The organism is Niabella yanshanensis (assembly GCF_034424215.1).
GTDB lineage: Bacteria > Bacteroidota > Bacteroidia > Chitinophagales > Chitinophagaceae > Niabella > Niabella yanshanensis.
In genome coordinates this window covers 3,804,290-3,816,291 of sequence record NZ_CP139960.1, presented here as the reverse complement: position 1 = coordinate 3,816,291, position 12,002 = coordinate 3,804,290, and the positions used below count along the sequence as shown (strand labels likewise).

11 protein-coding genes are annotated in these 12,002 nt (G+C 41.3%); all 11 read right to left on the bottom strand.

All coding sequences use genetic code 11. The annotated features are described in order from the left end of the window. Window positions 1–11: 11 nt before the first annotated feature. Window positions 12–617: a 30S ribosomal protein S4 gene (rpsD, locus tag U0035_RS15775; protein WP_114791781.1), complete on the bottom strand. Its 606-nt coding sequence runs from the start codon at window positions 615–617 to the stop codon at window positions 12–14. 167 nt (window positions 618–784) lie between these two features. Then, a complete protein-coding gene (rpsK, locus tag U0035_RS15770; RefSeq protein ID WP_114791782.1) occupies window positions 785–1,186 on the bottom strand; it encodes a 30S ribosomal protein S11 in 402 nt (133 codons plus the stop codon). 212 nt (window positions 1,187–1,398) lie between these two features. Continuing rightward, window positions 1,399–1,779: a 30S ribosomal protein S13 gene (rpsM, locus tag U0035_RS15765; RefSeq protein ID WP_114791783.1), complete on the bottom strand. Its 381-nt coding sequence runs from the start codon at window positions 1,777–1,779 to the stop codon at window positions 1,399–1,401. 108 nt (window positions 1,780–1,887) lie between these two features. Further along, on the bottom strand, window positions 1,888–2,004 hold the full coding sequence (gene ykgO, locus U0035_RS15760) for a type B 50S ribosomal protein L36 (RefSeq protein WP_071609307.1): 117 nt from the start codon (window positions 2,002–2,004) through the stop codon (window positions 1,888–1,890). 25 nt (window positions 2,005–2,029) lie between these two features. Continuing rightward, window positions 2,030–2,251, bottom strand: coding sequence for a translation initiation factor IF-1 (gene infA, locus U0035_RS15755; RefSeq protein ID WP_114791784.1), 222 nt, complete (start codon window positions 2,249–2,251; stop codon window positions 2,030–2,032). 174 nt (window positions 2,252–2,425) lie between these two features. Continuing rightward, complete coding sequence (locus tag U0035_RS15750) at window positions 2,426–2,815, bottom strand: hypothetical protein (protein WP_114791785.1); 390 nt, start codon at window positions 2,813–2,815, stop codon at window positions 2,426–2,428. 580 nt (window positions 2,816–3,395) lie between these two features. Beyond that, on the bottom strand, window positions 3,396–4,238 hold the full coding sequence (locus U0035_RS15745) for a toxin-antitoxin system YwqK family antitoxin (RefSeq protein ID WP_114791786.1): 843 nt from the start codon (window positions 4,236–4,238) through the stop codon (window positions 3,396–3,398). A 383-nt stretch (window positions 4,239–4,621) separates the two neighbouring features. Then, window positions 4,622–5,365, bottom strand: a complete 744-nt coding sequence (locus tag U0035_RS15740) for a class I SAM-dependent methyltransferase (protein WP_114791787.1) — start codon at window positions 5,363–5,365, stop codon at window positions 4,622–4,624. Between the two features lie 413 nt (window positions 5,366–5,778). Further along, on the bottom strand, window positions 5,779–6,033 hold the full coding sequence (locus U0035_RS15735; RefSeq protein WP_114791788.1) for an FUSC family protein: 255 nt from the start codon (window positions 6,031–6,033) through the stop codon (window positions 5,779–5,781). Window positions 6,034–6,141: 108 nt separating this feature from the next. Next, window positions 6,142–6,951, bottom strand: a complete 810-nt coding sequence (locus U0035_RS15730; RefSeq protein ID WP_162817928.1) for a hypothetical protein — start codon at window positions 6,949–6,951, stop codon at window positions 6,142–6,144. Between the two features lie 46 nt (window positions 6,952–6,997). After that, window positions 6,998–11,836 carry a DNA repair ATPase gene (locus U0035_RS15725; RefSeq protein ID WP_211316478.1) on the bottom strand — a complete coding sequence of 1,613 codons (4,839 nt, stop codon included), beginning with the start codon at window positions 11,834–11,836 and terminating at the stop codon, window positions 6,998–7,000. Between the last annotated feature and the right edge of the window lie 166 nt (window positions 11,837–12,002).

The window sequence follows — 12,002 nt, the reverse complement described above, 5'->3', positions numbered from 1 at the left end:
ACTCGCTGGAATTACTTGTTATACAATTCAACAATCAGTTGTTCCTTAATATTCTCAGGAACGCTTTCCCTTTCAGGATAAGTGATGAAAGTACCGGTAAGTGTAGTTTCGTTAAAATCTACCCAGCTGAACTTAGGGTTTTTAGGAGTAATAACACTGGTAATTGAAGTGCGGCTTCTGCTCCCTTCTTTAATAGTGATGATATCGCCAGCTTTCAGTAAATAGCTAGGGATGTTCACTACTTCGCCATTTACTTCGATGTGCTTGTGGCTCACCAACTGGCGTGCTGCAGGGCGGCTGGGAGCGATACCCATGCGGAATACCGTGTTGTCTAAACGAGACTCCAATAATTTGATAAGGTTTTCACCGGTTACACCTTTACGACGGTTTGCTTCTTCGTAAGTTTTGCGGAATTGTTTCTCTAAAACACCGTAAGTGTATTTAGCTTTTTGTTTTTCGCGCAATTGTAAAGCGTATTCACCCAGAGTTTTACGTTTGCGTTTTTCACCGTGCTGACCGGGAGGGTTACTGTTTTTACCCAACCATTTACCATTACCTAAAATAGGCTCCCCGAAAATACGGGAGATTTTGGTCTTAGGACCATTGTAACGTGCCATAATATACTTTCATTTAAGCTTTTTTAGAAACCGGTACTACAATCGATAAAAAGCTTTGTAAAAAATTAATTGCGTACCCTTTTTAAAAATGAAACCGAAATGGCTCAAAATATGTAGAATGTACGATGTGAGGTATACGGAACGTACATCTCACATCGTACATAAAATTAAACTCTTCTTTTCTTTGGAGGACGACATCCGTTGTGTGGAAGCGGCGTTACGTCTTTAATAGTAACGATCTCGATACCAGACTGAGATAAAGAACGGATAGCACCTTCTCTACCAGAACCGGGTCCTTTAACGTAAACGTCAACTCTTTTCAAACCTGCATCCAAAGCTACTTTCGCAGCGTCTGCAGCAGCCATCTGAGCCGCGTAGGGAGTGTTCTTTTTAGAACCGCGGAAGCCCATTTTACCGGCACTGCTCCAGGAAATAACCTGGCCTGTTTTGTTGGTAAGGCTGATGATGATGTTGTTGAATGTTGCGGAAATGTGCGCATCGCCGAAGGCATCTACTTTTACGATCCTTTTCTTTGCGGCGGCTTTCGCGCTTAATTGTGCTTTTGCCATGAGAATTGAGGTAATCTTTAAATTAAATAATGAAATTCCGTTTCTAAATCTCGAAACCAAACCCCCAACCTACCCTCCTGCAGGCTTCATTTGCGATCCGGAGAAGTTGAGTATTGTGAAGCCTTTTATAGTAAAAAAGTTAACAAGTTGATATGTTGATAAGGTAGTATAACCACCTCGTCAACCTGCCAACTTATTAACCCGTTAACTAATTATTTCTTAGCGGCTTTCTTCTTACCGGCAACTGTCTTACGTTTACCTTTACGAGTACGGCTGTTAGTTTTTGTGCGCTGACCACGAACTGGTAAACCTTTTCTGTGACGAAGACCACGGTAGCAAGCGATATCCAATAAACGTTTGATGTTCATTTGGGTTTCGCTACGCAGTTGTCCCTCTACTTTCAGCTCTTCAGTAATGGTAGTACGAATGGCGTTAAGGTCCTCATCGTTCCAATCATTTACTTTTTTGTTACGGTCAATGTTATTCTTATCCAGAATATATTTAGCCGTAGAAGGGCCAATTCCGTAGATATAGGTCAAACCTATTTCGCCCCTTTTATTTTTTGGTAAGTCTACACCGGCAATACGTGCCATAATTTTTACTTGTTATTTTATGTTTAACGTTCAATGTTTTAACTACATGGCTTAAGAAATCACAGTTAAATAACACTAAACTTTGAACCTTAAACCTTGAACTTCTTCTTATCCTTGTCTTTGCTTGAAGCGAGGATTCTTTTTGTTAATGATATACAGCTTTCCTTTACGGCGTACAATTTTGCAATCCGCGCTGCGTTTCTTTATGGATGCTCTTACTCTCATCTTGTTTGTTTTTAAGATCTGAAGCTTAATTTTTATACCTAAAATTGATGCGCCCGCGACTTAAATCGTAAGGCGACATTTCTAATCCTACTTTATCACCAGGCAAAATACGGATATAGTGCATCCTCATTTTTCCTGAAATGGTAGCTAAAATTTCATGTCCATTGTCCAGTTTTACCCTGAACATTGCGTTGGACAAGGCTTCCAAAATGACTCCGTCTTGCTTTATTAAGGGTTGTTTCGCCATAAAAATTTTAGGGGTGCAAAGATACGGAGATTCTGTTAATAAAAAAAACCTGTTCCGAGAAATTTCAGAACAGGCAATTCGCTTGTGCAAAATAGTTAAAAAGTTGATTGGTTGATAAGTTTACAGGAACTTCTTCCTTCCATCAACCTACGTTTTAAATTTAGTATCTGATAATCAGGCTTCTAACTGCACCTTCGTCATATCCAGGTGAATGTTTTGCAACTGGTGCACATACATCGGGTGGTCAAAAAACCGCCTGTCTTCGCGGTACCAGGCTTCTACTTTTGAGAAATCAGTTTCGGATGGTACATGTACTCTAAAGGCGCCTTTGCCGTATTTTACCCCATTTCCTACCTCCAGCTTCTCAAAGCCCAGGTTGATCAGCTGCTGCTCGTTCAACGGAAGCGGTTTAATATTTTCCAGCTCGTACCAAAACTCCTGTATGCCATTATCTACACACACTTTATTGTCTTCATTGCTTACACGCAAAACAGTGCCTTCTCTTTCAACGCCATTGTCGTTTAGTAAAATCCAGTCGCCGGTTTTCAGTTCAGATAATTTCATGTGCTTGCTTTTTATAGTTTTTCAATTGCCAGATAAGGAAGTTATTCGCTTTTGAATTGAATTTAAATGGCTTAACAATAGTATTCCTATTTAAATTTATGCCAAACCGGTTATTTGAGCAAACATTTTTTCTTAACAGGCGCTCTGTCAGGAAGAAAAACTATTCGTTATCTTGCGCAGCAAATCAAACTAACAGATTATGAAAAAAATTGCATTGCTAACCGCAAGTGTCATTAGTTAGTACTATGGGCTTTGCTCAAAAAGGAACTGTTTTAATAGGGGGGAAATGTCGAGTTTAAGAAAACGGACAACCTATTGATACTAGCCTTAACTTCAGAAACTAATGGAACCAATCGCTCGAGTGAAGTGTCACCATACGTTGGCTACCAATTTAGTGAAAAACTAACGGTGGGAGCTACGCTTTCAGTTATATCAAGCACGTACGAAAGTGTAAGGAATGTTGACTACGCGGGTGTTGGATATATGGCCTTTGAAACGACATCCAAAGGGAAAGACTGGGTTATGGTAAAAAAACACCAACCGAGGCAAAACAAGTAAAAAAGTTAAGTTCCTGCTCACATCAGCTCCCGCTCTTATCTTCAGTTTTTACCAGTTTCCCCTTTTCCCAGGTTTCTACTTTTGTAACAGCACCCTGCTCATTTAAAAAGTACTGTTTGTTTTGCGGTATATCACTTTTGATAACACCTTCAAACTTTGTATTCCCGTTTTCATAGTATTCTTTAAAAACGCCCTCTTTTTTACCGTCCCTGTAATTGCCCTCCATTTTCACAAACCCGTTAGCCCAATACTCCACATATTTGCTGGTTGGCAACCCGGCCTCATTAACGGTTTTTAAACATTTAAGAATTCCTGTTTCATAATACTCCGATACGTTTTCTTTGGACCCATTCTTTTTACGCCCCCTGTCATCGATTTCATATACTTTGGTGACGCTCATTTTCAAAGTTCCGTCAGGGTAATATTCCTGTAGCTGAATTAAATCACCGGCATTATAAAAAGAACGTTCCAGTAACCTCCCTGCAGAATCGTACAGGAGCTCCTGCCCTACACTAATACCACAATTGAAGTTTTCAATATTTTTAACCATTCCATTAGCATAATAATATTTCCACTCTCCATTTTTAATGCCTTTAGAAGGCTTCGCTATATCCTCACCTACATCACAAAATGGAGCTTGCACAATCGCTAAAGAACAGGTACGGTAACTGCAATTTTTAAAGAGACCTTCCGATGCTTTATTCCCGTTTTCATAGTACGAAATAAATGTACTATCATACCGGTCGCCCTTTACAAAGCCGCGCGAAGCAACCTTACCGCTATCGTAATATTTAACCAGGGGTGTTTGTGCCAAACTGTGTATTACTAAAAACGTGAATGTGGGTAGTAAGAGCAGCAACTTCATATGATAGCAATTGACAATGTAGAAAATTAAAGCCTTTTATAGCCCTAAAACAGTTTTGCTAATTTAGTTGTTTTTCCTGCATTTATAACTATGGCTGCGCATTCTACGCTCATCCGACGAGGTTCATTACTGCTACGGATGTATAAACATATGTCCCCACCGGTCTTTTACTGGTCCGGCAGGGTTATACGACCTCATTTTTGCGGTTCCCAACCTCAAATTTGAGGTTCCGGACCCCGAATTTGGAGTTATACAACCCCAAACTATAGGTTCACCAACCCCAACGGAGCAGTTCAGAACCCCGCGCGAGGGGTTTACAACCGCGACAGACCTATTAACAACCCCGCCGGACAGGTCGAACAATCGCAAACCCACCACCCAAATCAATGGACTTTTCCCGCTCGCAACAATAATGGGAACACCACTTCTTTTTCTGCTTCGCTGCCCCAATTTGATTCGATCTCTGACTCTAACTGATCAACCGGGTTGTAGCCATTTTGTTTGGTAAAATGTTTTACGGCGCTCCAGGTGTTTAAATACCCGATCAAATGCTCCAGGCTCCATTGATGCCGGTTTTCAAATCGGGGCGTTGGTATTTCCTCAAAGGGGAAAGGAATGGTTGCATAGTGCTCGTCGATATACCGGCGCTCCTGATCCCAATATTTACCAATAACATTCGTATAAAAATCAGTAATAACAGCATCGATGGGTGCTGATACCTGCACCCTGCCATAACCTAACACACAAAGCAAAGCGCCCGGTTTGGCAGTACGCCTTACCTCTTTATAAAACTGGTCGAAGTTAAACCAATGTATGGCCTGGGCCACTATCACCAGGTCGAATAGTTGGTTATCGAAATTCGTGTTTTCTGATGGCTGTACCGAATAATTAATATTACCGGCTTGTAAAGCATTATCTATTTGCGACTGGCTGATATCTGTTGCAAAAACATGATCAAAATTTTTGGCGAGCTCGTAAGCTACCTGCCCGTTACCGGTTCCGCAATCCCAGGCGTTTTGCTTATTGATGATAAGCATGTTCAGGTAATTGAAAAATGCTGCCGGGTAGGTGGGACGGTATTTTGCATATTTATCCGACTGCGAAGAGAAATTATCTTTTGTTGCCATAAAACAAAAATACAATTAACCATACAACATGTGGTGGTCTTAGGTTGCGTACCTACGGCACGCTGAATCTTTGCGTGTGAATTATCTGCTACCAGGATATCGTCCCTAACAGGACGAACGTATTCCTAATTGCACCCCTATTTTACCAATGAGAAAATAAGCTTGCTGAGTTTGCGCAGCATCTCCGCGAAGCCTCCCCGTTCTCCTATCTCTGCGGTTAAGAGCTATTCATCACATCGTCCATAAAGGGACTGGCGATTTCCAAATTCACCCCTATTTCAGCACGTAGCAATAAGCCAGTTCGGTTTGCGCAGCATCCCCGCGAGGCCTCCCCGTTCTACTTTCCCCGCAGTTGAGTTCTTATCGAATATTCTCACCGGTCTCTACAATTAGGAAGCACCTACGGGATTTTCCTATTTCAAATTTCGCTCTTTTAAAAGCTGCTCCACCTCCTGCTTATTGTACGTCGGCTTTTTGTTGACCAATTTATAAATAAGAAATAAGGGAATCAATAAAAAAAAGCCAAAACCGTTTTTAAATACGCTGTAAAACACAATGCCTATTAAAAAGCCAATAAAGCCTGCATTGATCACAGCATCGGACTTCATTTTTTTTGCGGCCTGTAATAATTCCTCATTTGTTAATTCCGCCAGTTCTTTTTGATTCATTTTAAAGATATGTTTTATGGTTTAGGTTGTTTGTCTTAAAGTCGTTACCGATGGGCCGGGCTGGTTTAGCAGCTTACAAATCCGAAAGCCTGGGATGCAATCGAATGTCTATTTGAAATATTCTACAATTTCATAATTGCCGTCATAGTACTTATCCAATAGCTCCTTTAAATAGTATTTATGTTGTACACCTGTAAGAATCGCTATTTTTTTGCCTTTATGCTCGTTTGCTTTTTTAATAATATTTATGGCCATCGTATTATTTCTCAAATCCCAGAAATTACACCAAAGCTGGTACCCCTCTCGGTATGAAATCTTTTCGCCGTTTGGCTTTGTCACAAATTTCCGGGAAAAGATCTCTTCAGAACTGACTATTTTAGACAGCTCATGATGTTGTATAAATTGGCGGTGCCTATTGACCACCTCGAATTCTATTGAATTCAATGTTTGAATATCTTTTTGGGAAAAATTAATTAATGCTTTATTAGCTTCCTTATATTTTTCGAAAATTTTCGTATTTGCCGGGCTAAGTAAGTTTTTTTCATATAAGCTATCGATAAGATTGATTGCAAGATTATCGGTAGGAACCATTCCATTATCCCTTCTATACTTATTTCTCCCTTCAAACTCAAATGGCAGGTTTAATGTTGCAGGATATTTCTTTAAGTACATCAGAGAAGCATTCTGCTCATTCGATTTAGGGCGTATATCTTTGAAATAGCTAGAAATTTGCTCGCTGTCATTTTCCTGAAGCAGCACATCCGGCTTTATATTATCCAATATATCAAATAACATTTGTGGATTTAGAATCGGAGAAGACTCATGAACGGTTCCAATGATATATAATTTTGTTTTTGCCTCCTGGCTATGACCTATTTTAAAAGAAAGAAAAATGGAAAAGAATAATAAATATTTCATGTTATAACACAATTCTGATCAAAAATACAAGTATTCCGAAGAACTACTATTTCCCCCGCAGCACTTCTTTAATCCCCTCCAGCCCATCTACAAACTGGTTCATTTGCGCAATGATCTGTGAGAACTTATCCTGGTCGCCCAAGCCCTTCAGCATACGGTATTTTTTAAACTCTTTTTTAATATCCTCCCAGCGACTGATTTCTTCTAGCGTAAGTAAACCCATAATTTCCTTTAGCTTTAAAAGATTAGCTTCCGCATCTTTGGTAAGCGTTTGCGACTCGTTCTTATAATGATTGAGTACGAGATCCGTCACTTCTCCCGGGGTCATAATCGGGATAATAGAAGCCAATATTTTATTCATATTACGATAAGACCCCTGCAGCTTAAAGGGAGGCTCTTCTCTGAAAGTATCCATTACACCGGCGGATTGTATATAGGTTTCGTTCACCTTGAGCACGGTAGCTCTTACCCGTAATGCATGCTTTACCACCTGAATAAAATCCTGTATTTCGGAGGCCGTGAAATTACCGTCCAGGTTGGGCAAATTGCTTTCCGGATCCTGCACATAAGCTACCAGCTTATACAGGTTTTCCATACCGCTTTGAGATAGCTTTCTCAGGTGCGTGTTAGCCATTAAAGCATTCTCCAGCATGCTCATTTCAAACTGGGCTTTATTCACAGAGGTCATGTCGCCCAGGTTATAAATATCAGCACGGTTGGATAGCATATCCGGGATCTTAAATATCTCACCCGACTCTGTGTAAGGGTTGCCCGCCATTACCAGGGCAAAGCGCTTACCTCGAAGGTCATAGGTTTTAGGTTCGCTATTAAATACGCCGTCCATCCGGCGCTGACCATCTGCCAATGAAATAAATTTCTGCAGGAACTCTGTATTGCAATGCTGGATATCATCGATGTACAACATAACGTTATCGCCCATTTCCAAAGCCAGATTCAGTTTGCGCAACTCACTTTTAGCAGCCGCGTCTTTAGCTTCTCCCGGATCTACTGATGTGATACTATGCCCTAGAGAAGGGCCGTTGATCTTAATAAAGACCAGTCCCAGCCTGTCGGCTATATACTCCATCAAAGTGGTTTTTCCATAACCGGGAGGAGATACCAGTAATAACAAACCACTACGGTCACTGCGTTTGGCATCGCCCGACTCCCCTATTTGCTTAGAAAAATTAGCCCCTATCAGCGGAAAGTAAACCTGGTTGATCAACTGGTTTCTTACAAAAGAGGTCAGCACTTCCGTTTTAAAATTCTCCAACCGAAGCTGCTTGCCTTTCTCCAGTAACAATTCTTTCTTTAATTGCTGCAAACGCAAAAACTGCGGAACAATACCTGCATCATGATCTTTTAATAGCCTCACCCAATAATAATGGTCGAGCACAAACGCATTGCCATCCTGCTGCACCGATTGGAGACCCGTAATTTCCAGCACATGATGATCTTCGTCTGTTTCAATCCGCGTGTTGCCTTCAGTAATTAACATTGCAATGAGCTCCATCATCAAATCCGAAGGAATATCCAACTGCTCTTTTACCGAAAAACGATACAACCAGCTCTCGACCAAGGCCCATAGCATCGCAGGTTTATCTTTCAATTCCTGCATATACTCCTGGTATTTCTTGTCTATAAAATCTGCTTTCAGATGTTTTTTAAAGGTTGCGAATATTTCGTTATCGGTATGTGATACCATAGTAACACCCGCAGGACTACTGTATAAATAGGCCGCAGCAGCTTCAGCATCAAGCTTTATAAAAGGGAACTCTTTTTGAATAAAGATATCTATCCTTTGCGCCGCCTCCTTTATGAAAAGCTCAATCTCTTTTTGCTGACTATAATGTGTTTTTAAAAATTTTACTGCGGTAATCTTTTTGGTAAAGTCTTCTCTTTCTGCCATCGGCAGATAATGCCAGAAGATATGCGCCATTGCGCGCTCCTCTGGCAAAAAGCTTAATACGCCTAAATCATCTCTTAATCGAAACCACTGTGTAGCCAGTAAAAAAGCATCTTTATCATGCACGCCTTTTACGTAACCCTCCGCAGGATGAGCGGTTACATAAGTATTTACTTGTTGTTCTAATTCAGCGGTTGTTACGGCGACACCAGGCGGGTTTTGCTGTAACACACGCCAGGCCAGGTACACGGCTCGGGGAACCGCTTTCGTCTCCGATACATACTCCTGCTCCATTACAGCCTTCAACAATTCAAGCTCAGGATGAAGGACCGGTTCAAAATACGATGTGCCGGTGATATGATAGCTATAAACGCCATCCCTGTTCGTAAGCGTCAATGTGACGTTCTGCGACTGTATGGCAAACCGGTGCTTACCCATAGCCAGTACCTGCGCACCGTCCACATACAATTCTTTTCTGTCCTTCAGGTTGCGGATCGCTTCCTGTTGCACCACCAGTAATTGTTGTAAGATCTCCTCACTTTTGGTAGCATCTTCCATAGCAATCAGCTCCTGCGCCATCTGGCGTGCCCGGTCTACCATCAGGTCTGAGGAGAAGAAGGCATTGATCTCTGATTCGCTTTCTAAATTTTTTGCCTTGTTTTTTACACCGGTTATGATGCGCTCTGCGGCCTGTTGTAACTGACCGGCTCTTTTATTTTTTTGCTCAAGCAACTGCAATTTCCTCGCTTCAAAACTATCGTACAAAACCTGGCGCTTTTCCGAAGTATGTATCTGCACTTCATCCCAGTCGGCAAACCGCATTTCGATCTCTTCTAATTGTATCGTCAATTTAGATAAATACTCATTTACCTTTTCCGCACTGTCAGCCATATCCAGGAAATTGATAATAGACTGGTCCAGCAAAGTCATCTGCGCCTGGAACTCGGCTTGTGATTCTTTTTTATTAAGCTCATTACGCCGGTTTTGTATTTGTGTGCGCAGCTGGTTTAAGCTGGAAAACAGCTGCGATATATTTTCAATAATTTTTGCAGACTGTGAAGCATCATCAATTTTTAATTGATTGATGATATCGATCAACATTTCTAAGGCGCCGGCTATCTCCGTGCTTTGCTGCTCCAGGGCTTTTACTTCCACTACTTTTGCCGCCTGTGGCAGGGTTTCCCGGAGTTGCTGTATTTGCAACTGATAGGGCTGCAACGCATCATCTCGAAGCAGGAATTCAACACAGGCTTTAGACAGCTCATCCGACTTCTCCGTCAATACTTTCTCATGTTCCGTCAATACAGCTTCGTTAGTATAGGCTACTTTTTTTAAAGTGATCAGCTCACCTTTCAATAATCGCAAGGCTGATAAAAGCTTTACATAATCCTGCAGGGTCTCCTTTTTTGAAGTGCGTACATCGAAAATCAGCTTTGAAACTTTTTCTTCCGCATCTGCCATGAGTTGAGCAGCATTAGCCCGCATCTCCACTACTTTTTTAAACTCATCAATGGCATTGGTGGCTATTTGTTTCAAATCAGTTAGCGCTGCTGCAAACTGGTAATGACTATTATCCTGCATCCAGAAATAAGAGTCGTAAATTTCCCGGCTTTTATCCAGTATATCATCATACAGCCCTTCGTAGTTATCCGGCTGATCGAGCAATACCAACAATTCTCTTACTTCAGCCATCGCCTGTACAATGGACTTGTTACCGATCTTGTACAAATGATGCTGACTCAAGGTTTCATTCAACGTCATTTCTTTAGTAAAGGGCGTTTGCCAAACCTGTATCAGGTGATGGCGGGTAGGATCTTTCTCAGAAATAAAATACAACAACTGCCCGTTTTCAAAAATGGTGAACCCATTACAAAGAATAGGCGTTTGCACCTGCTGCTCAATTACATTATAGGAAAGCAGTATATAACTATGACTATTCTCCTGGTAAAACACATACAAAAAATCCTCCCCGTTTGGCGCATCCACACGACCGCTGAATTTAACCTGCTCCAGCTTACGGTCAAATATTTTATGCTCTCCATTTTGCAAGTAATAACCGTTGGATAACAATATCCCTTGCCCTTCAGGCAACAACAAGCCGGCATCGGCCAGTGTATCCACCCGCATTACCGTTTTCAAACGGTCGTTAAAAATAAAATAACGATCGTCCTCAAGGTAGGGTTTAATGCGCAACAGGATGATATTACCCAGGTCAGCAAACCAGATCTCCCCATCGTCCAGGGTCTGATCTTTCTGCTCTACATCCTCATGATAAATTCCCTTTCCCGTATCGGTGTTGTCTTCTATCTTAATAGACAGATCACCGTTAATGGTCTCCACAAAAACCCTGTCCAATATGGACACATGCGGATTTTTACCGGTGCGTTGCATATCGCGCGTAGCTTTCTCCCAGGTAAAGTCATGTTGCGACGGGTACTTCACTTCATGCGCACTGCGGCCATCCATAAACTGCAGGCGTTCTCCATCTATCAGCCATTTAAAAGCCTTTATATCCTGCACATTGGCGGTTTGCTGAAACACCATATACAGCAAATTACCTTTTATATGAAAGCGGGAGAAGGAAGCATTACGGTAGTACTTATAAAGGTTTTTAAATTCTATGGTAAACTCATCCTGCTCTAACAGAGAAAGGCCTTGTGCGACAAACTCTTTTCCGTCAAACCGGTAAATACTAAATACGTCAGCGATACTGATATCCTGCTTTAAGCCAAATTGCACATTATAACCCAGTATGCAAAGATTGCCCAGAGCCAGGATATCCTTGGCTATACAATTATTGGCAGTGTTAATTCTAAGGTTGGCCAATAATTCAAATGATGTTGCACCAAACACTTCCTTACGTTCCTTATTCAGCAACGCAACATTATCCAGTATTTTATTTTTCTGTACCTGCAGCCTTTGAAGAATGACTTCATAGGCGCCGGAATCCATTTGTATTTCAGTAATATTTTCTGACATAATATTGTGCTTCGAAACGATGAAACAGGGCTAAACAATTTTTAATACAAGAGGAGAAATATACTCCGGGTGGTTCACCATCCCTGGTTAATTTCAAGATACGGACTAGCCAGCACTTACGTCATTTAGGCGATTGTTTCTGAAAGAAACAGAGGAGAAATCTCGC

Bases quoted from the DNA above. Each gene is read 5' to 3' on its own strand.
- rpsD (WP_114791781.1), bottom strand. From the start codon at position 617: ATGGCACGTTACAATGGTCCTAAGACCAAAATCTCCCGTATTTTCGGG.
- rpsK (WP_114791782.1), bottom strand. From the start codon at position 1,186: ATGGCAAAAGCACAATTAAGCGCGAAAGCCGCCGCAAAGAAAAGGATC.
- rpsM (WP_114791783.1), bottom strand. From the start codon at position 1,779: ATGGCACGTATTGCCGGTGTAGACTTACCAAAAAATAAAAGGGGCGAA.
- ykgO (WP_071609307.1), bottom strand. From the start codon at position 2,004: ATGAGAGTAAGAGCATCCATAAAGAAACGCAGCGCGGATTGCAAAATT.
- infA (WP_114791784.1), bottom strand. From the start codon at position 2,251: ATGGCGAAACAACCCTTAATAAAGCAAGACGGAGTCATTTTGGAAGCC.
- U0035_RS15750 (WP_114791785.1), bottom strand. From the start codon at position 2,815: ATGAAATTATCTGAACTGAAAACCGGCGACTGGATTTTACTAAACGAC.
- U0035_RS15745 (WP_114791786.1), bottom strand. From the start codon at position 4,238: ATGAAGTTGCTGCTCTTACTACCCACATTCACGTTTTTAGTAATACAC.
- U0035_RS15740 (WP_114791787.1), bottom strand. From the start codon at position 5,365: ATGGCAACAAAAGATAATTTCTCTTCGCAGTCGGATAAATATGCAAAA.
- U0035_RS15735 (WP_114791788.1), bottom strand. From the start codon at position 6,033: ATGAATCAAAAAGAACTGGCGGAATTAACAAATGAGGAATTATTACAG.
- U0035_RS15730 (WP_162817928.1), bottom strand. From the start codon at position 6,951: ATGAAATATTTATTATTCTTTTCCATTTTTCTTTCTTTTAAAATAGGT.
- U0035_RS15725 (WP_211316478.1), bottom strand. From the start codon at position 11,836: ATGTCAGAAAATATTACTGAAATACAAATGGATTCCGGCGCCTATGAA.